Origin of the sequence: Pseudoclavibacter helvolus (assembly GCF_014191305.1) — a bacterium.
GTDB lineage: Bacteria > Actinomycetota > Actinomycetes > Actinomycetales > Microbacteriaceae > Pseudoclavibacter > Pseudoclavibacter helvolus.
Genome location: NZ_JACHWJ010000005.1, coordinates 231080 through 253243, shown reverse-complemented (window position 1 = coordinate 253243; position 22164 = coordinate 231080). Strand labels below are relative to the sequence as shown.

Genomic DNA, 22164 nt, shown 5'->3' with positions numbered 1-22164 from the left:
GGCTAAGCGCGCCCCTTCAGGATCAGGTTCCAGTAGACCCAGGGCAGAACGTGGCGGTCGAAGACCCACGTGAGGTGGCGCTCGCGGGCGAGGCCTTTCCAGAAGGGGAAGCTCGGGCGCTGCTCGAGGGTGTCGTCGAACTCGGCGAAGACGACGCTCGAGCGCGAGACGGTGAACGGGGCGACGGTGTAGCCGTCGTACTGGCTCTGCGGCGCCTCCTCGCTCAGCACGCTCACGATGTTCTCCGCGAGTGCTTGCGTCTGCTTCCGGAGCGCACCGCCGGATCGTTGGCTGCGCGAGACGGCTGCGTCGCCGAGCGCCCAGACGTTCGCGAACCTCCGGTGCTGCAGCGAGCGCGGATCCACCTCAACGAACCCACGTTCGCTGTCCTCCCTGCTGCTCGCGCCGGCGAGGCCCGCCTCGGCGATCCACTCGGGGGCGCGCTGCAATGGCTCGACGATGAGCGCGTCGTAGGGGATGCGCTCGGGCTCTGAGCCTGACCCTGCACCTGAGTCTGAGTCAGCTGGTGCTGAGATCACTGCGGTCTTCGCCTCCGGCAGCACCTCGCTCAGTCGAGACTCGCGGCGCACCTCGATGCCATAGTCGGCGATGCGTCGCTCGAGCTCCTCGTCGATCTCCGGGATACCAAGCGGGGAAGCATCCGGCAGCACGAGCACGACCCGGATGCGGTCGAGCAGGCCACGCGACCGCCAGTAGTCGCAGGCCAGGTACATCGGCTTCTGAACGGCCCCCGCGAACGATGCAGGCTCTGGCGCTTGCACGAACACGGCCGTGCCCCCGCGCAGGTCCCTGAGGAGCCGGGAGGTCTTGTCGGCGAGCTCGATCTCGTAGCTGGATGCGGCGCTCGGGGTGGAGAGCGCAGCCCGCATCCCGGGGGTCGAGTCCCAATCCTGCTCGATGCCGGGGCAGACGATGAGGTGCTCGTAGCCGACGCGTCTCCCGGAGGCGAGCACAACGGACGACGTCTCAGGCTCGACGGAGGCGACAGCGTCGCGGAGGGGCGCCACCCCGTCCGGCATAACGTCGGCCTGCGGACGCGTGGCCTGGCTAGCCTTCGCGGTTCGGCCCGCCACGTGAGAGAGGAGGGGCTGGTAGACGTGGTGCTCACGCGGCTCGACGACGGTCACGCCCTCGACGCCGGCTCGCTGGAGGTGCCCCGAGACGGACAGGCCCGCATTGCCGCCACCGATCACGAGCACGCGGTACGTGGTGAGCGTCGGCGACTGCTTCTGCTCCTGCTTCGGCTGGGTGGGCTGCGCAGCTGGTGAGGCGTCGCCATTCGAGGTGGGGGTCATCAGGGGCGACGCTAGTCGTCGGGCCCGCCGTGGCGGCCTCGCTCGCGAACCTCACGCCCGGCGGCCGCGTTGTGGTCGTCGCCATCCACGAGCGGCCCATGGACCTCCTGCCGACGCAGCTTGTCATGGGAGAGACCGCGATCGTCGGCACGCTCGCCTACCTGCAGAGCGACTTCGACGCGGTGATCGCGGCGATGGCGGCCGGTGGATACACGGCCGACGGCTGGGTTGACGACGTCGCGGTCGACGACGTGGTCGGGGCGATTGAGAGCCTGCGCGCTGGCAAGGGCATGAAGGTGCTTGTGCGCGCGTAGGGATCGCCCACGTAAGGCTCCGGATTGTCGCTACCCGCCGTGCACGCGTACCGTGCTCGGCGGGTTCGCGGAGAGCTTCGATGCCGGCCGCACGGGGCGACGCTCGAGGTTGCCGCCGCAGTTCGGGCAGGCCCGTCCGGGGAACGTTGCGACGCAGTCTCGGCACCACGTGCATTCGAAGGTGCAGATGTACGCCTCGGCGTGAGGCGGCAGGTCTATGTCGCAGCGTTCGCAGTTCGGGCGGAGTTCGAGGGCCATCAGATGAGTCCGTTCTTCGCGGCGTACGGGTCCCAGCTCGCGTCGGTGTGCACTTCGAGTTCGGCGGCGTCGCTCAGCTTCGCGGCGACCTCCGGCCCGTGGATCGCGGCGATGATCGCCGCCGTCATGTCCATGCCTGCGGCGATTCCGGATGAGGTCCACCGGTTCCCGTCCTCCACCCAACGCGCCTGCGCCACCCAGTCGACGGAGGCGCCGTGCGACGACGCCCACGCGAAGGCGCGCTTGTTCGAGGTCGCGCGGAACCCATCGAGGAGGCCGGCGGCCGCGAGGAGCGCGGAACCCGTGCAGACGGACGTCACGAGCCGCGCATCCGCCGCCCAGGTTGCAAGCCAGGCGAGGAAGTCAGCGTCGACAGCGAGTGGCCGTGTGCCCTGCCCGCCCGGAACGAGCACGATGTCGGGGGTTGCGGCGTCGGCGTACCCGCTCGTCGCGACGACCTCGGCACCCTGTGAACTGCGGACGGGCCCGGCTGCTGGGGCGATCAGCTCGACGTCGAACAGCGACGGGTCGAGGCGGAAGAGCTCGACGGGGCCGAACACGTCGAGCAGTTCGAACCCCTCGAACAGGACAACGCTGACGCGACGTTTCGCTTCGGACATGCCGTCATTCTCGCAGGGCGCTCTCGCGCGGCCTCGTCTTCGGCGGAGATCGTCGAGGCGCAGATCGGCTATGCGGAGATCGGCCAGGGCGCGACGCGGCCGGTGACGCCCGCGACGAAGTCGCTGAGCAGCTTCCGGTCGCTCGCCTTGCTGCGGTGCGCGTGGTCGGCCCCGAAGAGGAGGTGGAGCGTGCGTTCCTCGTGCCCCGTGGTCGGGTCGAGCTTCACCTCGAAGACCGCTTCTCGCACCGACCAGCTGTTCGCCTGGGCGGACATGCGGCCGGCGCGCCCGTACGCGTAGGCGGGCTCGAGGGCGGCGAAGAAGAGCCAGTCGTCGCCGCTCAGCTCGACCGCGTAGCCGCGCTCGCGGGTCCACGAGTCGCCTGCCCGCGGGCGGGGGAGGGTGTCGCTCTCGACGATGTGGTCGTAGTCGGCGTTTGACTTGCATCCTTTGCTCGGATGGGCCCCTCTGTTGGACCCGAACTGGCTGTTGGACCCGAACTGGTCGCCATCAACTCGGCACATGATTCCCCCCGGAACGGTGCGCTCCCCCCGGAGCGCTTGCTGATGTCGTGGACTCTAACCCCTCAAGCGTTTCCAGAAAATGACGCCGAAGTGCCGTTCCTGATCGGTGCTGCAAGTCACCGAAATCCCCCAGTATCGGCCCGCTCGAATGCGGTTTTACGCGACGTCGTGTCGCACCGGCCGACGCGTTGCCGCCTCATCCCGAGCGCCGCCCACTCGTACTCGGTGCGCGCGAATCGTGCTCAGCGCACGGCGAGGAGGATCTTCCCGACGTGGTCGCCCGACTCCATGCGGCGGTGCGCGCGGTGCGCGAAGTCGAGGGTCTCGACGGTGTCGAGCAGCGGGCGCACCTTGCCGGCCTCGACGAGCGGCCACACGTGCTCGCGCACCTGCGCGATGATCTCGCGCCGCTCATCCAGTGGACGCGCTCGCAGCGTCGTTCCCCAGATGCGGCCGCGCTTCTGCATGAGGCGGCCCACGTTGATGGTGGCGTCGTTGCCGCCCTGGGCGGCGATGACCATGATGCGCCCGCCGGGGGCGAGGGCTTCGACGTCGCGGGCGAGGTAGTCCCCGCCGACCATGTCGAGCACGACGTCGACGCCGCGGCCTTCTGTGACGTCAGCAATGACGTCGACGAAGTCCTCGTTGCGGTAGTTGATGCCGCGCGTGGCACCAAGTTGCTCGGTCACGGCGACCTTCTGGGCGGTGCCGGCGGTCGCGTAGACGGTGACTCCGAGGGCGGTGGCGAGTTGGATGGCGATGGTGCCGACTCCGCTTGTGCCGCCGTGCACGAGGAGCGTCTCGCCCGCTTTGAGGTCGGCGCTCATGAAGAGGTTCGACCAGACGGTGGCGACGGCTTCGGGGAGACCCGCAGCCTCGACGAGGTCGACGCGCCTCGGTATGGGCAGCACGAGGCCCTCGTCGACGGCGACCCTGTCGGCGTATCCGCCGCCAGGTAGGAGGGCGACGACGTAGTCGCCGATCTTCCACGCGGTGACGGATGAGCCGAGCGCGACGACCGTGCCGCTCACTTCCAAGCCCGGCCATTCTGGTGTGCCGGCGGGCGACGGATACCTGCCTTCGCGCTGGGCGATGTCGGCTCGGTTCACGCCTGCTGCCGCCACGTCGATCACGACTTCGAGCGGGCCGGGGGTTGGCTCGTCGAGTTCGGAGAGGGTGAGGGCGTCTGGCCCGCCTGGTGCAGGAACCGTGATTGCGCGCATGGGGGCCAGTGTTTCACGCAGGCACCTATACTCCCTCACATGTCAGCGCAGGAGCTCGGGGTGGTGCGGCCGGAGCTGAGCGTGCTCACGCGCGTCCGCGCCGCATCCGCTGCCCTCGGGCCGAGCGAGCGCAAGGTCGCGCAGATGGTGCTGTCGCGGCCAGACGAGGTTGTCGAGTGGTCGACGGCCGAGCTCGCGGATGCTGCCGGCACGTCGACGGCCACCGTCATTCGGGCCTGCCAGAGCCTCGGTTTCCGCGGCTTCCAGCACTTGCGCCTCGACCTCGCCCGTTCGGCTCCGCTTGCGCCTCGCGAGCAGTCGCCGGCGCGCGAGGCGAGCACCTTCGACGACGCGATCGACGCCGTGCGGCTCGCGCAGGAGAACGTCGACCCGGAGCGAATCGTCGCAGCGGTCGCGGCCCTGCGAGGCGCCCGCCGCATCGTGCTCGTCGGCAGCGGCTTCTCGGGGCCGCCACTCCAGGACTTCGCGATGCGCCTCAGCACGCTGGGGCACTCCGTCGAGGCCCCGGTGGATGCGCTCGCCCAGCAGTTCGCGGTGCGCTCGCTCTCGAGCGGAGACGTGTGTCTCGCCCTCAGTTACTCTGGCGCGAACGTGCAGTCGCTGCGGGCGGCCGAAGCTGCGAGCGCGCAGGACGCGACCGTGATGCTCGTCACGAGCTTCGCCCGCTCGCCGCTCGGACGGGTCGCCGATGTCGTCGTCACGACCGGACCGGCGGGCACGGCGCACGACATCGACCCGTTCCTCGCCCGCCTCGGCCACACGATCGTGCTCCACGCATTCCATTCGGCGCTTTCGCAGCAGCTCGGAGGCGACGAGGTTGTCGGCATGCGCCACGTCGTGGCCGACGCGCTCTCCGAGGGCTGAGCTCCGAGGCGCTCGCACGCCCGCGGCGTGCTGCTCCCTCCCGGGGCGACCGCGATGAGCGGCGCCGGCTCTTGCGGGGTTTCCGCAGCGGTGATGGGTTTTTGCGGATGCTCGTGCTGGGTTTCGCCGACTGGCGATGGGTTTTTGCGGATGCTCGTGCTGGGTTTCGCCGACTGGTGATGGGTTTTTACCCATCACCGGTCGCGAAAAGTCATCAGGGTCGATGTCAATGGGCGGGGCGCACAGCACCTGAGCGCACCGCTTGTCGCCCTCGGTCGGCTCCCGCGCGGACTCGTCTCCCGGAGTTCATCCGCTCGCTCGCCGTACGTCACCGTGTGTTCACCGTTGCTCGTCACACTCCCGATGTAACGACGTTCCAAGCCCTGCGGAATCTCTGTAACGGGGCTGGCGTCCAGGCAACTGGAGGTGCTCGTGAGGGCAATCGAGATCGACGGGCTGTTCAACGCCCGAGCAGCAAGTGCAGAGGCCCCGTGGGTTGTTCGCGCCGGTTCGCCGGACGCGCTCACCCTCGACGGCGAGACTGACTTGCGTGACCTCGGCGTCGCGCTCATCCTCGACCTCCGTGAGCGAGCAGAATCGGGACCTCGCGACCACGGCATCCCGGTGCGCCAGGTGCCGCTGTACGGCAGCGAGCCGCCCGTCGCCGGACGCCTCGAGGACATCTACGAGACGCTCCTCCGCGGCCGAGGCGGCGCGCTGGCCGAGGCCGTCGCGGTGCTCGCCAACGCGGAGCGCGGCGTGCTTGTGCACTGCACGGCTGGCAAGGACCGCACGGGGCTTGTCGTCGCGCTCGCCCAGCTGGTCGGGGGAGCGGATGAGGCCGACGTGGTCGCCGACTACGCACTGTCCGGCGTCGCCGTGCGATCGGTGCGGGAGCCGTTCGCGCTCGCCGTCGCCGCTGCGTATCCCGCGGAGCAGCGCAGCGAGATCCTGCGCCTCCACCTCGACAGCCCGCCGGAAGCGCTCGAGCACGCGCTCGGCATCGTCCGCGAGCTCGGCGGCGCTGAGGCCTACCTTCGCGGCCACGGCCTCACGGAGGAGCACGTGCTCGCGCTTCGGGCCAAGGCGGCGGGAGAAACGCGGGCCGCAGAGCCGACTGCAGAGCCGGCTGCTGAGCCGACCGCTGAGCCAGCGTCCGTCGCGTCATGAACGCCGTGGCGAGCAGCGAAGAATCAACCAGCGCAGGCGCGCACCGCACCACGGTCCTCCACCTGAGCGACGTGCACGCGACGGCAGGGGCGCAGCTCTACGGGACGATCGACGGCATCACGCGGATGCTCGCGGCAAGCGACTACGCCAGGAACGCGGGAGTTGCCCCGGATGCGATCGTCATCAGCGGCGACCTCATCGAGCGCGGGAACGAGGCCGCCTACCCGGCGCTCCGAGACGCGCTGCTCGGACTCGAGGACTCGTGGGGCGTGCCCGTGCTGACGGTGCTCGGCAACCACGACAGCCGAGTCCCGGCGCGCATCCTGCCCGGACACGAGACGCCGGAGGGGTGGCAGGCCGACGCGGCCGTCCCCCGCGCGGTGCGTATCGGCGAGTGGCGCTTCCTGCTGCTCGACTCGTCGACCGGTTCCCTCGGCCCGGCACAGCTCGCGTGGCTCGAAGCGGAGCTGGCAAGCGCTGCGCCCGCGCCCGCAGGCACCGTCGTGGTTATGCACCACCCGCCGCTCGGCTCCCCGCTGCCGATGCTGGCCCGCGCCGGCCTCCGCGACGCGGCAGACTTCCTCGACATCGTCGAGGGCACCGACGTCCGGACCATCCTGTCCGGGCACTTCCACCATCCACTCGCGGCGACGACGCGGGGCGTGCACGTCTCCGTCGGCCCTGCGCTCGCGTACCACCAGGTCATGAACGCCGAGCCGGGCACGGTGAGTGGCTTCGACCGCTCGATGTACTCGCTTGTGCACCTCGGGGCCGACGCCGTCAGCGCATCCAGTGTCGGCGTCGAGCATCCCGCCCCGCTGTTCACCCTCCGACCGGCGCCCTGAGCAGCCCGGTTCCGCGGGCACACGCTGCTCGCGCGCTGCTCGTCTCCCGCCTCCTCACTTCGCCCCGAACCTTCGCCCCCTCCCAGAACCTTCCCCCTCCCAGAACCTTCCCCCTCGCTCCTCCTGTCTCCCCGAACCTCCCCCTCGTAGAACCCCAGACCCGCTCTCCCCTCGAACAGTTAGGTCATCATGAACTCCTTCCGCACCCCGGCCGCGCTCGCGGCCTTCGGCCTCGCTGGCGTCCTCCTCGCAGGCTGCGCCAGCTCCCCGAGCACCGCCGCCAGCGGCGATGCCAGCCCGACTGCAGCATCCGCGCTCGAAGCGGCCACCATCACCCTCTACACGTCTGAGCCGCAGGAGAAGGCGGATGCGCTCGTCGAGGCCTTCAACCAGGTGCATCCGGAAGTGACGGTCGAGGTGTTCCGCGCGGGCACCGGCGACCTGACCACGCGAGTCGCGACCGAGCAGGCCTCCGGCGGCGTGCAGGCGGACGTATTCCTCGCGGCCGACGCCGGCACGTTCGAGGACTACGCGGCCGACGAGCTGCTGCTGCAGTACTCGCCCGCCGACGTCGAGTCGCTCAACCAGGACATCGTCGACCCGGAGGGCTACTACACGGGCACGCGAATCATCCCGACCGTCATCGCCTACAACACGGGCCTCGTCACCGAGCCGCCGACATCCTGGGCCGAGCTCACCGACGCCGAGTACGCGAACAAGCTCGTCATGCCCAACCCCGACGTGTCCGGCGCGGCTGCCTACAACGCCGCCGTGTGGCTCGACGAGCCCGCGCTCGGCGAGGAGTGGCTGACGAAGCTCGCCGCCAATAAGCCCGTCATCGCCGACAGCAACGGCCCCGTCTCGCAGGCCATCGCGACGGGCGCGCAGCCCGTCGGCATCGTCGTCGACTACCTCGCGCGCGAGCTCGCAGCCCAGGGCTCACCCATCGCCGTCTCCTACCCGACGGAGGGCGTGCCGTACGTGTCGCAGCCCGTCGGGATCTTCGCGAACACCGAGGAAGCGGATGCTTCGAAGGCGTTCGTCGACTTCCTCGTGAGCGCCGAGGGCCAGGAGCTCGCCGTCAGCCAGTCGTACCTGCCGGTGCGCGAGGACGTCGGAACGCCAGAGGGTGCCCCGTCTATGGACGAGATCACGATCCTCTCGCCAGAGCTCGAGACGATCCGCGCCAGCCAGGACGCGGCCGTCGAGAAGTTCCGCACGCTGTTCCTCTGACGAGGCCCCGCTTCTCCCCATGAGCACAACCACCACAACACCCCGGAGCGGTGCCCCTGTTCGCAGCGGCACCGCCCCGGCGGCGGTTCCGCACTCCTCGCGTCCCAACCTCGACGGGGTGCACGGCCTCTCGCTCACCCTCTGGGTCGCCGTCGCGGCGGTGGTCCTCGTGCCGATCGGCGCGATCCTCGCGCTTGCTGCCGGCGGATCCCAGCTGCACGTCCTCTGGCAGAGCGACGTCGTCGAAGCCGCGACGAACAGCCTCGTCTCGGCTGGCGCATCCGCGCTCGGCGCAGTTGTGGTCGGGACGGCGCTCGCGGTGCTGCTCGACCGCACCGACCTCGCCGGCCGTCGCGGGCTGCGCCTCCTCGCGCTCACGCCGCTGCTTGTCCCGCCGTTCGTCGGCGCGATCGCCTGGCTTGGTATCGCCGGTCCGACGAGCCCTGTGAACCTGTGGTGGGCGCAGGCGTTCGGCGGTCCGCTCTGGTCGATCTACGGCGCCGACGGCGTCATCCTGCTCCTCACCGTGCACAGCTACCCGATTGCGATGCTCATCGTGTCGGCCGCCCTGCGCCGGGTGCCGTCAGACCTCGAGCAAGCGGCGCGCATCGCGGGCGCCAGTCCGGCGCGCAGCATCTTCACGATCACGGTTCCTCTGCTCCGCCCCGCCCTGCTGTCGTCGTTTGTGCTCATCGCGGTGGGCAACCTCGCCGACTTCGGCATCCCCTCGATCATCGGCCTGCCGGAGCAGTACACGACCCTCGCGACGCTCGTCTACCGCTACCTGCAGTCGGGGACAGTGGATGAGCCGCTCGCGGTCGTCGCGACCATCGGGGTTGTCCTGCTGGTGCTTGCGCTCGCGGCGCTTGTCATCGACTTCCTCATCGGCAAGAGCCGCTGGGAGCTCGACTCGTCCTCCTCAGCGCCGCAGCTCCTGCCGCTCGGCCGGGGACGTGTGTCGGCTTCCATCGTGACCTGGGTGCTTGTCCTCACCGTCACGGTGCTGCCGCTGCTCGCGCTCCTGCAGCAGTCGCTGCTCCGCGCACCCGGGCTCGCGCTTCTGCCGGAGAACCTGACGCTCGATAACGTCGTGAAGGCCGTGACCTCGGCGAACTCCATCCAGGGCGCCACCAACTCGGTGATGCTCGCCGTGCTCGCGGCCGTCATCTGCGGGCTCCTCGGGCTCGGCATCGCGGTGCTCGTCACTCGAACGCGGATGCGCGGCAGCGGGCCGCTGAGGGCGCTCGCCATGCTGCCGCAGGCGGTCCCCGGCATCGTCATCGCCGTTGCGTGGCTCGTGCTCGCGCCGCACATCGGGCTCTTCAACACGCCATGGCTGATTCTGTGTGCGTACGTCACCTCGTTCACGGCGCTTGTCGTGCAGGCCGTGGCGGCGCCGCTCGCGAGCACCCCCGCGAGTGCGGAGGAGGCCGCGAGGATCGGTGGAGCGGGGCGGATGCGCGCGCTCGTCGACATCTCGAGCCGCATGGCCGCGCCCGCCGCCATCTCCGGGGCCGTGCTCGTCGCCGTCACCGCGGTGCGCGAGCTGACGCTGTCGGTGCTGCTCCTCTCGCCGGGATCCCAGACGCTGGGCGTCGCGATCTTCAACCTGCAGCAGGCGGGCGCGTTCAACACGGCGGCCGCGCTCTCGCTCATCGTGGCGCTCCTCGGCGTCGCGGTCATCGGCATCGCAACGCGGGCGCCCAAGTAACGACGGCGCCCAAGTAACGAATGCACCCAAGTAACGAATGCGCCCAAGTAGGACCCGGCGCTTGCCCGGTCCGCCCCGCATCCCCATCCGCTCGACCTTCTAGAAGGGCACACCGTGGCATCCGTCACCCTCGACTCTGTCTCCGTCCGCTTCCCGAGCGGCACCGTCGGCCTCGACGGCATTGACCTCGCGCTGCGCGACGGTGAGTTCCTCGCGCTTGTCGGCCCGTCCGGCTCCGGCAAGACGACGCTCCTGCGCACGATCGCGGGCTTCCAGGCGCCCACCGCTGGCCGGGTGAGCATCGGCGAGCGAGTCGTCGCGGGGGAGGGGGCTGGCGTCCCGCCTGAGGCTCGGGAGCTGGGCATGGTGTTCCAGCAGCACGCCGTGTGGCCGCACTGGAACGTCGGACGCAACGTCGACTACCCGCTGCGCCGGGCTCGGGTTCCGAAGCCGGAGCGCATCCGTCGCGTCGAAGAGGCACTCGAGATGGTCGGGCTGGCGGGCTACGCGAAGCGCAACCCGGCGACGCTCTCCGGCGGGCAACGGCAGCGGGTCGCGATCGCTCGCGCGCTTGTCGGCAGGCCGCGGGTGCTGCTGCTCGACGAGGCGCTCTCCGCGCTCGACGAGCCGCTCCGCGACAGCCTCCGCCTCGAGCTGCACACGCTCACGCGGGAGCTCGGGCTGACGGTCGTGCACGTCACGCACGACCGTTCGGAGGCGCTTGCCCTCGCCGACCGCGTGGCGGTGCTCGACGGCGGGCGCTTCCAGCAGCTCGGCACGCCGGAGGAGCTCGTGACGCGGCCGGCGTCCCCGTTCATTGCGAAGTTCCTGTCGGACGCCACGATCGTCGGCGGGACTGTCGAAGAGGCGGGGTTCGCGGCGGATGCGCACCCGCTTCACGTGGGCACGGACCGGCTCGTGGTGCATCAGTCGGGTGGGGCCGAGGCGGGTGGGTACGAGGCGGTGCAGGCTGCCATCCTTCCGGGCGACGTCGTGGTCAGGATTGTGGAGCCTGCTGCTGGCGGTGCTGGCGGTGCTGGCGGCGCTGGCGCTGGCGCTGGCGCTGGCGCTGGCGCCAGGGCTGGCGCTGCAGCTGCAGCTGCCGCCGACGCTGCCGCTGCCGCCGACGCTGCCGCTGCCGCTACCGCCGCCGACACCAATCTGCGGGCAGCTCCCGCCGCTTTCGCGACCGTGCGGTCGGCGCTCTTCACGCCGGAGGGCAGCGACCTCGTCCTCGACTGGGCGGGCCTGCGGCTTCGAGCGCGGACCCACGGAGTCCGGCCGAAGGTCGGCGACCAGGTCGCGGTGAGCATCGCGAAGGCACGTATCTACGGGGCTGGTGCTGGTGCTGGTGCTGGTGTTGCCGGTGCTGCCGTCGCGGCTGGTGCTGCCCCTGCTGCCGCTGCTGCTGCTGCTGCTGCTGCCGCTGCCGTTGGTGCCGGTGCCGGTGCTGGCGCTGCCCCGGCTGCCCTGTCGGTACTCGCTGTCAGCGCATCCGAGGCCTCGGGATCCCAGTCTGTGTCGGCGGCGTGACGCTCGCTCTGGTGCGGCACGGCCGCACCGCCTGGAACCTGGAGCGGCGGCTGCAGGGGCGCAGCGACATCGCCCTCGACGCGCACGGGGAGCTCCAGGCACACGCCGCGGGCAGACTCCTCGCCCGTGCGCAGTGGGGGCGCGTGGTCACGTCGCCGCTGACCCGCGCGGCGCAGACGGCGTCGATCATCGGGTCGTACTTTGGCTCGCCGACCGGTTCGCAGGTAGCGCCACCTGCCGGCGCGCGCGCTGTCTCGCTAACCGGTCCGCACGTCGACCCGACGAGCGATTCGGGTGTTGCCCCGACTACCGTTTCGCGCATCCTTTCGCCGATCGACGCGGGCCTTGGTGGTGCCGTCCCGTTCGTCGAGCCCGGCCTGCTCGAGCGCGACTTCGGTGAAGCCGAGGGGATGCAGGTGGCCGAGGCCGCGGAGCGTTGGCCTGCGGGCGACTACCCGGGGTCGGAGACCGCGGCCGAGCTCAGCGAGCGGGCGGGTTCAGCGCTCACCGCCCTCCTCATGGGTCCAGGCACGGCGATTGTTGTGAGCCACGGCGTCTTCCTTCGGGCTGGGATCGAGGCCGTCACGGGCGCCGGGTGCCCGCGCATCCTGAACGGACAGGTCGTGCTGCTCGAGCGCACGTCCGGACGGCCGACGGCCCGTTTCCTCGGGGAATGAGGGCCCTCGAGCGCCCGGCGGGTTCCGACAGCCTGGAGATCCGCCGCCCTGAAGATCGCGGGCTGAGGCCCTGGATACAGTGGATGCCGTGTCCCCCGACTCCCCACCAACCACAGCTCGCGACCACACGCGCAAGCGCGTCGAGGTGAGGTACATCCGCCACGGTGAGGTGCGGGCGCGCGTGTCAACCATCGGCGCCGATGGGGACCGCGCGTTTGTGCTCGTCGCCGGTATCGGCGTCGCCTCGAACTACTACGAGAACCTCGCGCCTGGCCTCGGCGAATTCGGGCCCGTGCACGCGCTTGAGCTGCCCGGGTTTGCGGGGGTGCCGTATCCGAAGCGGCGCATGAGCATCTAGCGCTACGCGGCCGTGCTCGGTACCGTCATCGACGAGCTTGGGCTTGTCGACCCCGTGCTCGGCGGTCACTCGATGGGCACGCAGGTGGTCTCTGAGCTTGCCTCGCAACGCCCGGAGCTGAGCACGCTGGTGCTCATCGGGCCGGTCACGAACCCGCGCGAGCGTTCGCTGCCGAAGCTCGCGTTCCGGGTCCTGGAGTCGTCGGCGCACGAGCCGTTCCGGGTTGCGATGCTCGCCACCGGCGCCTACCTGCTGTGCGGGTTCCGCTGGTTCTCAGCCGTCCTCCCGCGCATGATGCGGTACCGGATCGAGGAGGTGCTGCCGAGCATCCAAGCCCACACGCTCCTCATCAGGGGTGAGCACGACTCGCTTGTGCCGCGCTCTTGGCTGCGCGAGATGGCGGAGCTGCTGCCGCGCGCATCCACCTGGGAGATCGAAGGGGCGGCGCACTCCGTCATGCACGACCACGCGAAGGACGTCGCGGAGCTCTGCGTCGACCATGCCCGCGAACCCTTCGACACTCGCAGCGCGGACGATGGCGGGGAAGGCGGAGTAGTCGGAGTAGTCGGGGATGCGACGGAGCGGTCGAGTGCGGTGGGCTCGAGTGCAGGTGGTTCGGGCGCAGTTGGCTCGGGCACCGTTGGTTCGAGCGCCGTGGCGGCGGGGACCGTCGACGCCGACGACATCGCCGACGCCGCGGCCGGCAAGCTCGTGCAGGTCTCCGACGAGGATGCGCGTAATCGCCGAGTCCGCGTCAGCCCTCGCCTCGTGCTGCAGGTGCTGCGCTCGCGGTGGAACGAGTTCTTCGCGAGCGCCGACAACCGCCCGCAAGACATCGCCGAAGCGAAGACCGAGCACTTCAGGGCGCAGATGGAGGCCTTCAAGGCGGCGGAGTCGGACGAATCCGCAACGCCGGGATCTGCCCGCGGAGACTAGGCCCTGTGCGGACTGAGTCGCGCGGAGACTGGTCTCCGCGGTAACTGCGCCCCGGTAGAGGGGGAGGGGAAGCCCGGTGCAGGCTGAGCCCTGCCGACGCTAGGCGGGTCGTGCCTGCCCGAGCACTGCGTCGAGGAGGCGCTGGATGCTCTCCGGGCTCGACTCGCTGCGGCTGAGCGCGCGAAGGAGGAGGGCCCCGATGATGGCCTCGCCGATCTCCTCGAGGCGTGCATCCGCTGACAGCTGGCCGTCGGCGATGGCGATCTGGAACCGTTCGGTGAGGGAGCGGCTCGCGCCGAGGCTCTCGTGGAGGCGCCTCCCGATGTCGGCGTTCTCGACGGACGCCGCGATGAGCGAGCGGACAAGCAGCTCGCCCTGCGGCTGACCGAGGAGCGCGAAGATCGTGCCGAGCCATGCCGTGAGGTCGCGCCTGAGGTTGCCCGTGTTGGGCACCGTGAAGCGGTTCGGGAAGAGCTGGCCCTGCAGTAGGCAGTCGGAGACGAGCGCGCCCTTCGATGGCCACCAGCGGTAGATGGTCTGCTTCGAGACGCCGGCTTCCGAGGCGACGCCCTCCATTGTCAGTCGCTCGTAGCCGCGCTCCGCGAAGAGCTTTGAGGTCGCCTGAAGCACTGCGACTCGGGCCGCTTCGCTGCGGACCGGACCCTGGCGGTGGGCTGCGACTGCGCGTTCCTCGACGCTGGGGGCTTGCTCTGGCATGCCCGCCATCATATTCACAAACTGCGTAGACGAGACGTTGCGTATGATCTAGGGCGGCGCTCGCCGTTCCCGCGATTCGAGCGCCTCATTGACGACGTGCGCCGAGCACGCGTGTGCCGAGAGGATGCTGATGGCCGAACTGCTGTACCGCCTGGGGAACTTCGCGACCCGCCGAGTGTGGGTCATCGTGGGGGCCTGGCTGGTCATCCTGGGGCTCGCCGTTGGTGGCTTCCTGATCGGGTTCAAGGGGCTGTCGTCGAGCTTCGATGTGCCTGGTACAGCATCCGGTGAGGTCATCTCGGAGCTCGAAGAGCAGCTGCCCGACTTCGCGGGCGCATCCGGCACGGTCGTCTACTCGACGGCTGACGGGTCGGCGCTGACGGACGCGCAGCGCGCGGAGATCAGCGCGGTCATCGCGGATCGGGGCGAGCTCGCCGATGTCGCCGACGTCATCGACCCCTTCTCGGCGACGGCGGAGCTTGAGGGGCAGGCGGCGCAGGTCGAGAGCGGGCGCACGCAGATCGAGGCCGGGCAGGCCCAGCTTGATGCGGGGCAGGCCCAGCTCGACGGTGGCAAGGCACAGCTCGATGCAGCGCAGGCGCAACTCGACGCGGCGAAGCAGCAGCTCGAAGCTGCGGGCAACCCGGCCGCGCAGGTCGAGGCGCTCGCGGGTCAGCAGGCGCAGTTGGACGTTCAGGTGCAGGCGCTCGCAGAGCAGCAGGCCACGTTGGATGCGTCGCAGGCCGAGATTGACACGCAGCTGCAGCAGCTGGAGAACGGTGCGGCGCTCGTTGAGCTGTCTGACGGCATCAGCCTCGTCTCCGAGGACGGCTCGACGGCGATCGTCAACGTGTCCTTCACGGAGCCTCGCCTCGAGCTGAGCGAGGACGCCAAGCAGGGCGTCATCGAGTACTTCGAGGCGCACCCGGTGGAGGGCGTCAACGTGGCGTTCTCGACGGACATCGCGCAGAGCGTTCCGCAGATCTTCGGTATCGGCGAGGCCATCGGTCTCGTGTTCGCGGCCATCGTGCTGCTCGTGCTGCTCGGGTCGGCGCTTGCCGCATCCCTGCCGATTCTCACGGCGCTCGTTGGCGTCGCGATCGGTGTCGTCAGCGTGCTCTCCTTCTCGGGCGTCGTCCAGATGGCGTCGGTCACCCCGGTCCTCGGCATCATGCTCGGACTTGCCGTGGGCATCGACTACTCGCTGTTCATCGTGAACCGGCACCGCAAGCAGCTCATGCAGGGCATGGACGTCCGCGAGTCGATCGGGCTCGCCAACGGCACCGCGGGGAACGCGGTTGTGTTCGCGGGTGCGACGGTCATCGTGGCGCTGCTGGCTCTCAACGTGACGGGTATCCCGTTCCTCGGACTCATGGGAACGGCCGGCGCAGTGTGCGTGCTCATCGCTGTGCTGATCGCTATCACGCTCACGCCTGCCCTGCTGGGGAAGCTCGGGATGCGCGTGCTCAACAAGCGTCGCCGGGCGCACATCCGCAAGCTGCACGGTACGGGCACTGAGGGGTCTGCGACCGGCGGTGTCGGCGTCGTGACGGGGCAGGTGCGTGCTGCCCATGCGGCTCCGCTGAAGGCCATGCCCACGTGGCGGGCCATCGTCACGGTGTTCGCGGGTGTTGCGGTGCTGCTGACGATCGCAATCCCGGCGCTCTCGATGCGGGTTGGCCTGCCGGACGGTTCCTCTGAGCCAGAGGAGTCGGCGTCGTACCAGGCGTTCACGATCACGGAGGAGCAGTTCGGGGCGGGGACGACTGGGCCGCTGCTCGTCACTGCGACGCTGCCGGAGGGGCTCGACGACGCGGGCGTGCTCGACAAGCAGGTGCTCGTCGCGGAGAAGCTCGCCTCGCTCGACGACGTCACGGCGGTCGCCCCGATCGGGGTTTCCGACAACAAGAGCCTCACCGCCTTCCAGGTGATTCCGGCGGAGGGGCCGAACAGCGTCTCCACTGAGGAGCTTGTTGGCGAGCTTCGTGCACTGCCGGAGATCGAGGACGGCATCACGCTCGGCGTCGCCGGTCAGGCCGCGATCAACATCGACATCTCCGAGGGGCTCAACTCGGTGCTGCCGCTCTACATTGCGCTCGTCGTGGGCCTGTCGCTGCTCATCATGATCCTCGTGTTCCGGTCGATCCTCGTGCCGCTCATCGCGACGGGCGGGTTCATCCTGTCGCTGTTCGCGACGTACGGGGCCGTGGTCGCCGTCTTCCAGTGGGGCTGGTTCGCCGACCTCATCGGCTTGCACGCGACGGGGCCGATCCTGAGCTTCCTACCCGTCATCCTCGTGGGCATCCTCTTCGGGCTTGCCATGGATTACCAGCTCTTCCTCGCGTCCGGGATGCGCGAAGCGTACGTGCACGGGGCCGAGGCGCGCGTGGCTGTGGTGCAGGGCTTCCGAGCCGGGCGGGCCGTGGTCATCGCGGCGGCGCTCATTATGGTGTCGGTCTTCGGCGGGTTCGTGTTCGCCGAGTCGACCATGATCCGTTCCATCGGCTTCGGGCTCGCGTTCGGTGTGCTCCTCGACGCGTTCATCGTGCGCATGCTCATCATGCCGTCGCTCATGCACCTCCTCGGGAAGTCCGCCTGGTGGCTCCCGAAGTGGCTCGACAAGATCATGCCGAACGTCGACGTCGAAGGCGCCGCACTCGAGCGCAAGCATCCGGTGCACTAAGGGTCACGATGACTGCGGGGCGGTGCTCAGGCCTCGCTCCGCAGTCAGGCGCTCATCGCGCGATCTCCGGATAATTGGCGATTTGTCTAGGGATAACCGCGCGGCGCAAGAGAACTACTATCTCCTTCAATCCACGAAGGAGTGAGATGGACTTCAACGAGCGACTCGCCGCACTCGCACTCAAGGTCGCGAATCAACGCGAAGCAATACAGACCGAAGAAGCAACGAAGAACGCATTCATCATGCCGTTCATCTCGACGATTTTGGGCTACGACGTCTTCAACCCGCTTGAAGTTGTGCCCGAGTTCACGGCTGATGTCGGCGTGAAGAAGGGCGAGAAGATCGACTACGCGATCATGCGGGATGGCGAAGTCCAGATGCTGATCGAGTGCAAGAGCTCTACCGGCGCGCTCAAGATCGAGCATGCATCTCAGCTGTTCCGCTACTTCGCGGTGACCAATGCCCGCATTGCGGTGCTCACTAACGGCGAAGTTTACAACTTCTTCACCGATCTCGACGCTCCGAACAGGATGGACGAAAAGCCCTTCCTAGTGTTGGACCTGAGTGACATCGACGAGACACTGATCCCTGAGCTCAAGAAGCTCACAAAGGAAGTCTTCGATCTCGATTCGATCATCAACGCGGCTGAGGAGCTGAAGTACGTTGGCGCGTTGAAGCGAGAGATCGCGGCGCAGTTCCGTGATCCTTCTGACGAGTGGATCAAGTTCTTTACGAGTCGCGTGTATGACGGGTCGTTTACGCAGAAGGTTCGTGAACAGTTCAGTCTCCTCGTACCCAACGCCACCAAGCAGTTCCTGACGGAACAGGTCAATGACCGCCTCAAGACTGCCTTGGGCGCATCCGCGCTGCCCGTTTCGGTGCCAGCCGAGTCTCAACATGAGGTCGAGAGCGAAGGGGTAGCCGTCGAGGACCTCGACCGGGATACTGAAATCGAAACCACCCTGGAGGAGCTTGAGGGCTACCAGGTCGTCAAGGCCATCGCGTGTGCGCACGTCAAACCGCAGAGAGTCACGCACCGCGACGCGAAGTCCTATTTCGCTGTGCTGATCGACGACAACAACCGGAAACCGATCGCGCGCCTCTGGTTCAATGGCAAGAAACAGAAGTATCTCGGGGTCTTCGACGAGGCCAAGACCGAGACGAAGATTCCCATTAATGAGATCCAGGACATCTACGAACACGCGGAGCTCATTCGTGCGTCAGTTGCGCGCTACGAGTAAGGGCTGCTGAGAAGCTCAGCGTTCGCGGAGCGCCTCGTCCATGTCCGCGGTTTCGACGGGTCCGCCTGGGCCGTACTTGAGGAGCACGCATCCTCCTGGGGAAGCGATGGGCGGCTCGAGGAGCGTGAGCCCGAGGGGTGGCCCGTCGTCGGGGAAGAGACGCTTCCCTGATCCCAGCACCACCGGATACACCCACAGATTCAGGACATCGAAGAGGCCCTCACGCACCAGCGCCTGAGCGAAATTGACGCTCCCCACGACGTGGATGCTGCTGTGCCGATCCCGTATCGCCGCCACCTCGGCAGCGAGGTCGGGCCCGACCAGGTGCGAGGCCTCCCACGAGAGGTCGGGGTTGCCCCGCGATGCCACGTACTTCGGGATCCTGTTGAAGACCGACGCGATGCTGTCGGAGGGGCCATCCGAGTACTGAGGCCAGTAGGCGGCGAAGATGTCGTACGTCTTCCTTCCCAACAGCAGCGCATCCATGCTCTGAACGCCCTCGTTGACCGCGTCCCCCTCGGCCTCATCCATGAGCGGCGCCTGCCAGCCCCCGTACTGGAAGCCGCCCTCCGGATCCTCCTCAGGACCGCCCGGAGCCTGCTGCACCCCGTCCAGTGTTGTGAAGAGATCGATGATGATCTGACCGGCCATGGCGTCTCTCTTGATCGCACTCGTGAGCTTGCTTGATCGCGCTCACGAGCTCACGAGATCGCTTGATCGCGCTCTCGAGCTTGTTGCTTCTTGCTGCCTGCTGCTTGGGCGCTTGCTGCTCTGGCAGCTGGAGCTGCCGCGGAAGCTGTTGCGACCGCCGCTGCTTCGTGTCGCCCTCGTCGTGTTGTATGGGCACCCGATTTCCGGAGCCCTTGCCTCAATGTACGACTTCTCGACGCCCTGCCAACGGTGAGGGGGGTGGGAATTCGAGGGCTAGAAGGGCGGTGGATCGTGTGAGGAGTCCAAGGGCCCCTCGTCCGCTCGATCTCCGGTTCTCGCCCCGCCCTCCGGCAGATTCCGCTCGAGCGCATCAGCCCTGCTTTGTTGCGCGGTGGGTCGGAACTGCGGCTGCCGCGTCCGCGAGGCCTCCGCCTCCGCGGCCGCCTTCTTCGCCGCGCGCTCACTCCGAAACTCCTCCAGATACCCGATCTTCGGGAAACGTCTGCGATGATCCTCGTCGCCAGCGTCGCCAGCGTCGCCAGCGTCGCCAGCGTCGCCAGCGTCGCCAGCGTCGCCAGCGTCGCCAGGGTCGCCAGGGTCGCCAGGGTCGCCAGGGCCGCTGGGGCCGCTGGGGTCCCGAGGTTCCCCAGGGTCCACGGGCTTGTGCGGCTCACCCGGTTCTCGAAGAGTTGGCGGGTCTAGGGTTTGGGCATCCGCGACAGGTTGGGTCTGGGTCTGGGTCTGGGTCTGGGGCTGGGGCAGTGAGGTGAGCCGCCCGAACTGCACGGGCTCGTCACGAAACGCGAACCCCGTGGGCGTTTGCCACTCGTAGATTCCATCGGGCAGCTGCTCCACGGCCCAATCGCCGTGGTGCTTGCCCGTGTGGTCGCCCTTGCAGAGGTGACCGAGGTTGGGGAGGCTCGTGGGGCCGCCTTCCTCCCACGCCTCAGTGTGGTCGATCTCGCAACGGTTCGCCGGCATCATGCAGCCCACGAACCGGCATCGCCCGTCGCGAACGGCGAGACGTCGCCGCATCGCGCTCGTCGGACGGTAGCTGTCGACGTCGACAAGCGTGCCCTTGATCGGATCGGTGAAGATGCGCTCGAACTCGGGAGCTGCGTCGATGAGACGACGAACCTCGGAGGTCGGTACGGGGATGTAGCCGTCGAGGAGCGCCGGAGTTGAGGTCACGCGCGGTCGCTGAACGTCGACTTTCTCAGGCGCACCAGGTGTTGGGCCCGCCGGTGTTCCGCGGTGCGGAGGCGCTGCCGGTGCGAGGAACCCCTCGGTGGGAACCACGAACGCGACCTTCGCCTTGATCGGATCTCGGCCCTTCAACTCCTCTGGCGTCGCCCGGAGGAAGCTGTCGCCCAGCACATCGGCTCGCACCTCGTCGAGCGAACGCGGCTCGGGGAGTTCGGATCCGCCCAACTGCCCCTCGGGATCGCCGGCCCCGGCCTCGGGAGCGTCCGCATCGCGATCGGAGTCGGCTCGCTCGTTGGTTTCCCCGGCTGCGTTGGCATCCCTGGCTGCCCGTCGCTCGGCATCACTGATGACTCGCGCTTGCCTCGTCGTTCGGTCGAAGACCAACCGGAGCTTAGCGTAGGAGTCGATGATCGTGAGCTCGCCAAGCCCATCGTCGAGCTGGGTCAGCGTGACCCGGCGCGCGCGGCGTGCCCGCTCGAAACGCTCGTCGAGCGACTCCTCCGTGAGCTCCTCCGCGGCGCGCTCCGCAATCGCCTTGATGCGCCCGGGAGTCGTGGACGCGGCCTTCTCGAGCACCACCCGGCAGAACTCCTCCCGGCGTCGCGCGAGCTCGGCAGGGTTGGGATGCACGATGCGCAGACCGGCGTCGACGATCACGAGCGCATGCGCACGACTGATCGCCCCGGACTTCATCGACACCTGGACCGGCTCGAACAGGTTGGCCATCGCATCCGACCGACCCAACTCGATCTGCACCGACCGCTGCGACCTGCCAGACACGGCTCCGATCTCAGCCGCAAGCGACCGCACCTCGACCGCCGGGCTCGAGGTGCCGGCGACCTCGTCGCTGCGAAGGCCCATTTCCAGTGCCCGAGCGTGCAGCTCAGCTTGCTCGCCGTGCAGCCGGTTGAGCTGCCGCTGGTTGTCGGCAAGCGCGTAGATCAGCAGAGTACGGCGATGGCCGACCGTTCGGTCTTCGGCCTCTTGGCAAGCGCTGTCGACGACGGCGGGATCGACACCGAGGCAGGCCGCAAGGCGGTCACGCACCTCCCGGATGCGAGCGGAACGACCGGGCGCCGCGGGCCGCGGTGCCTCGTTGTCGACCGGTTCTTTCTGCATGCCTGCATCGTCTCGCGGACCACCGACATTCTGTGCATGGCCGGTCACTTCTTGCGGAAAGAATTCTGACCGATCGGCCCGTGCTGCATGCTGACGACTGGCTCGCGACTGCCCGACCATGTCTCGGCTTGCAGTGCCCGGCCTGGCCTCGCCAAGCAGCACTCTTATTCGAGCACAGCCTCTCCGCGTGCGCCCCGGCTACCGTTGCAGCATGACAACACCCCTCGCGGCCCCCACGCTCGAGATCCAGCGCACGCTGTGGGTGTGGTGCGGCGTCTACGTCTCAGCCTGGGTCAGCGGACTGCTGGTCGGCGCCCCCGAGGTCACCCCGAACGACAGCTCAGCCTCCATCGCGGAGGCCTACGCCACCTCGCCGAGCGTGCTCGTCAACGCGGCCCTCGTGCATGGCCTCGCCGCCGTCGCCCTCTACGGAATGTCGACGCTGCTCGGCAGCGAGCGGATGCGCAAAGCCACCCGCGGCGCCGGACTGGCAACCCTCGTGCTCTCGCTTGTTCAGCTGGCTGGCGAAGCGCTCCTCACCTTCGGGCTCGCATCCGACGGAGCAGCGGGCGTGATCGGTCTCGACTCAGGGCAGATCTGGGCAGCTATCCAGGTCATTGACGGTGTGAAGATGCTGGCGCTCGCGGCACTCGTGCTGATCGTCCTCGTCGGTCAGACCCGGCGCGTGCTCTGGACGACACTCGTCAGCGGCGCGACCGTCCTCGCGCTCCTCGTTTCGGCCGCCGGCTACCTGACGTTGATCGCGCCCCTCATGGCCGCCGCCTACGTCGCGCTGCCGCTGCTCCTTATCTGGGCCGTCGTAGCCGCCCTACGTTTCGGCACGCCGATCGCCGCGCTAGAAGTCACGCAGGCCAGCTGACCGCCGGCACAACTCGACAGCTCCGGAGGGGCTCCGTCGCCGAAGCTCGATTGGGCTCAGCCAG

21 protein-coding genes are annotated in these 22164 nt (G+C 68.7%); 13 read left to right on the top strand and 8 right to left on the bottom strand.

Annotated features, from left to right (window positions below; all coding sequences use genetic code 11):
• Positions 1-2: 2 nt before the first annotated feature.
• Positions 3-1316 (bottom strand): NAD(P)/FAD-dependent oxidoreductase, encoded by a 1314-nt coding sequence (locus FHX72_RS15935; protein WP_183626402.1) that lies wholly within the window; start codon positions 1314-1316, stop codon positions 3-5.
• Positions 1317-1345: 29 nt separating this feature from the next.
• On the opposite strand from FHX72_RS15935, the gene FHX72_RS15930 reads away from it, so the two are divergent.
• Complete coding sequence (locus FHX72_RS15930; RefSeq protein ID WP_068476930.1) at positions 1346-1630, top strand: hypothetical protein; 285 nt, start codon at positions 1346-1348, stop codon at positions 1628-1630.
• Positions 1631-1660: 30 nt separating this feature from the next.
• On the opposite strand, the gene FHX72_RS15925 is transcribed toward FHX72_RS15930, so the two are convergent.
• The 4 genes from FHX72_RS15925 to FHX72_RS15910 form a co-directional block, all read right to left on the bottom strand.
• On the bottom strand, positions 1661-1888 hold the full coding sequence (locus FHX72_RS15925) for a DUF1272 domain-containing protein (RefSeq protein WP_068492825.1): 228 nt from the start codon (positions 1886-1888) through the stop codon (positions 1661-1663).
• The gene (locus FHX72_RS15920; RefSeq protein ID WP_183626400.1) at positions 1888-2508 is read right to left on the bottom strand and encodes a DJ-1/PfpI family protein; all 621 of its coding nucleotides are present in this window, start codon (positions 2506-2508) and stop codon (positions 1888-1890) included. The genes FHX72_RS15925 and FHX72_RS15920 overlap by 1 nt, the downstream gene beginning before the upstream one ends.
• A 68-nt stretch (positions 2509-2576) precedes the next feature.
• Entirely contained in the window at positions 2577-3032 is a 456-nt protein-coding gene (locus tag FHX72_RS15915; RefSeq protein ID WP_183626398.1) for a hypothetical protein, read from the bottom strand.
• Positions 3033-3274: 242 nt separating this feature from the next.
• Positions 3275-4255, bottom strand: coding sequence for an NAD(P)H-quinone oxidoreductase (locus tag FHX72_RS15910; RefSeq protein ID WP_183626396.1), 981 nt, complete (start codon positions 4253-4255; stop codon positions 3275-3277).
• A gap of 39 nt (positions 4256-4294) precedes the next feature.
• Here FHX72_RS15910 and FHX72_RS15905 point away from each other — a divergent pair, with 39 nt between their 5' ends.
• From FHX72_RS15905 to FHX72_RS15870, 9 genes are all read left to right on the top strand, one after another.
• Entirely contained in the window at positions 4295-5140 is an 846-nt protein-coding gene (locus FHX72_RS15905) for a MurR/RpiR family transcriptional regulator (protein ID WP_183626394.1), read from the top strand.
• 432 nt (positions 5141-5572) lie between these two features.
• A complete protein-coding gene (locus tag FHX72_RS15900) occupies positions 5573-6310 on the top strand; it encodes a tyrosine-protein phosphatase (RefSeq protein WP_338110150.1) in 738 nt (245 codons plus the stop codon).
• Complete coding sequence (locus FHX72_RS15895) at positions 6307-7155, top strand: metallophosphoesterase family protein (protein ID WP_068476945.1); 849 nt, start codon at positions 6307-6309, stop codon at positions 7153-7155. The genes FHX72_RS15900 and FHX72_RS15895 overlap by 4 nt, the downstream gene beginning before the upstream one ends.
• 189 nt (positions 7156-7344) lie before the next feature.
• Positions 7345-8388 carry an ABC transporter substrate-binding protein gene (locus FHX72_RS15890; RefSeq protein WP_068492674.1) on the top strand — a complete coding sequence of 348 codons (1044 nt, stop codon included), beginning with the start codon at positions 7345-7347 and terminating at the stop codon, positions 8386-8388.
• Between the two features lie 19 nt (positions 8389-8407).
• Positions 8408-10099, top strand: a complete 1692-nt coding sequence (locus tag FHX72_RS15885; RefSeq protein WP_183626392.1) for an ABC transporter permease — start codon at positions 8408-8410, stop codon at positions 10097-10099.
• Positions 10100-10213: 114 nt separating this feature from the next.
• Complete coding sequence (locus FHX72_RS19195; RefSeq protein ID WP_338110149.1) at positions 10214-11632, top strand: ABC transporter ATP-binding protein; 1419 nt, start codon at positions 10214-10216, stop codon at positions 11630-11632.
• Positions 11629-12309, top strand: coding sequence for a histidine phosphatase family protein (locus FHX72_RS15875; protein WP_183626390.1), 681 nt, complete (start codon positions 11629-11631; stop codon positions 12307-12309). Before FHX72_RS19195 ends, FHX72_RS15875 begins: the two co-directional genes overlap by 4 nt.
• Positions 12310-12397: 88 nt before the next feature.
• A complete protein-coding gene (locus tag FHX72_RS19190; RefSeq protein WP_244964316.1) occupies positions 12398-12667 on the top strand; it encodes a hypothetical protein in 270 nt (89 codons plus the stop codon).
• 12 nt (positions 12668-12679) lie between these two features.
• Complete coding sequence (locus FHX72_RS15870; protein ID WP_338110148.1) at positions 12680-13603, top strand: alpha/beta fold hydrolase; 924 nt, start codon at positions 12680-12682, stop codon at positions 13601-13603.
• A 99-nt stretch (positions 13604-13702) separates the two neighbouring features.
• On the opposite strand, the gene FHX72_RS15865 is transcribed toward FHX72_RS15870, so the two are convergent.
• A complete protein-coding gene (locus FHX72_RS15865; protein WP_183626388.1) occupies positions 13703-14320 on the bottom strand; it encodes a TetR/AcrR family transcriptional regulator in 618 nt (205 codons plus the stop codon).
• Positions 14321-14450: 130 nt separating this feature from the next.
• On the opposite strand from FHX72_RS15865, the gene FHX72_RS15860 reads away from it, so the two are divergent.
• Positions 14451-17003, top strand: coding sequence for an MMPL family transporter (locus FHX72_RS15860; protein ID WP_183626386.1), 2553 nt, complete (start codon positions 14451-14453; stop codon positions 17001-17003).
• 146 nt (positions 17004-17149) lie between these two features.
• Positions 17150-18244 carry a type I restriction endonuclease gene (locus FHX72_RS15855; RefSeq protein ID WP_183626384.1) on the top strand — a complete coding sequence of 365 codons (1095 nt, stop codon included), beginning with the start codon at positions 17150-17152 and terminating at the stop codon, positions 18242-18244.
• Between the two features lie 15 nt (positions 18245-18259).
• Here FHX72_RS15855 and FHX72_RS15850 read toward each other — a convergent pair whose 3' ends face one another.
• Positions 18260-18895 (bottom strand): dihydrofolate reductase family protein, encoded by a 636-nt coding sequence (locus FHX72_RS15850; protein ID WP_183626382.1) that lies wholly within the window; start codon positions 18893-18895, stop codon positions 18260-18262.
• A gap of 273 nt (positions 18896-19168) precedes the next feature.
• On the bottom strand, positions 19169-21220 hold the full coding sequence (locus FHX72_RS15845) for an HNH endonuclease signature motif containing protein (RefSeq protein WP_183626379.1): 2052 nt from the start codon (positions 21218-21220) through the stop codon (positions 19169-19171).
• Between the two features lie 211 nt (positions 21221-21431).
• Here FHX72_RS15845 and FHX72_RS15840 point away from each other — a divergent pair, with 211 nt between their 5' ends.
• A complete protein-coding gene (locus tag FHX72_RS15840) occupies positions 21432-22100 on the top strand; it encodes a hypothetical protein (protein ID WP_183626377.1) in 669 nt (222 codons plus the stop codon).
• Positions 22101-22164: the final 64 nt, after the last annotated feature.

Excerpts from the sequence above, each read along its gene's own strand:
- FHX72_RS15840 (WP_183626377.1), top strand. The coding sequence starts at position 21,432 with ATGACAACACCCCTCGCGGCCCCCACGCTCGAGATCCAGCGCACGCTG.
- FHX72_RS15920 (WP_183626400.1), bottom strand. The coding sequence starts at position 2,508 with ATGTCCGAAGCGAAACGTCGCGTCAGCGTTGTCCTGTTCGAGGGGTTC.
- FHX72_RS15890 (WP_068492674.1), top strand. The coding sequence starts at position 7,345 with ATGAACTCCTTCCGCACCCCGGCCGCGCTCGCGGCCTTCGGCCTCGCT.
- FHX72_RS15895 (WP_068476945.1), top strand. The coding sequence starts at position 6,307 with ATGAACGCCGTGGCGAGCAGCGAAGAATCAACCAGCGCAGGCGCGCAC.
- FHX72_RS15925 (WP_068492825.1), bottom strand. The coding sequence starts at position 1,888 with ATGGCCCTCGAACTCCGCCCGAACTGCGAACGCTGCGACATAGACCTG.
- FHX72_RS15865 (WP_183626388.1), bottom strand. The coding sequence starts at position 14,320 with ATGCCAGAGCAAGCCCCCAGCGTCGAGGAACGCGCAGTCGCAGCCCAC.
- FHX72_RS15905 (WP_183626394.1), top strand. The coding sequence starts at position 4,295 with ATGTCAGCGCAGGAGCTCGGGGTGGTGCGGCCGGAGCTGAGCGTGCTC.
- FHX72_RS15845 (WP_183626379.1), bottom strand. The coding sequence starts at position 21,220 with ATGCAGAAAGAACCGGTCGACAACGAGGCACCGCGGCCCGCGGCGCCC.
- FHX72_RS15855 (WP_183626384.1), top strand. The coding sequence starts at position 17,150 with ATGGACTTCAACGAGCGACTCGCCGCACTCGCACTCAAGGTCGCGAAT.
- FHX72_RS15935 (WP_183626402.1), bottom strand. The coding sequence starts at position 1,316 with ATGACCCCCACCTCGAATGGCGACGCCTCACCAGCTGCGCAGCCCACC.
- FHX72_RS15850 (WP_183626382.1), bottom strand. The coding sequence starts at position 18,895 with ATGGCCGGTCAGATCATCATCGATCTCTTCACAACACTGGACGGGGTG.
- FHX72_RS15910 (WP_183626396.1), bottom strand. The coding sequence starts at position 4,255 with ATGCGCGCAATCACGGTTCCTGCACCAGGCGGGCCAGACGCCCTCACC.
- FHX72_RS15915 (WP_183626398.1), bottom strand. The coding sequence starts at position 3,032 with ATGTGCCGAGTTGATGGCGACCAGTTCGGGTCCAACAGCCAGTTCGGG.
- FHX72_RS15885 (WP_183626392.1), top strand. The coding sequence starts at position 8,408 with ATGAGCACAACCACCACAACACCCCGGAGCGGTGCCCCTGTTCGCAGC.
- FHX72_RS15860 (WP_183626386.1), top strand. The coding sequence starts at position 14,451 with ATGGCCGAACTGCTGTACCGCCTGGGGAACTTCGCGACCCGCCGAGTG.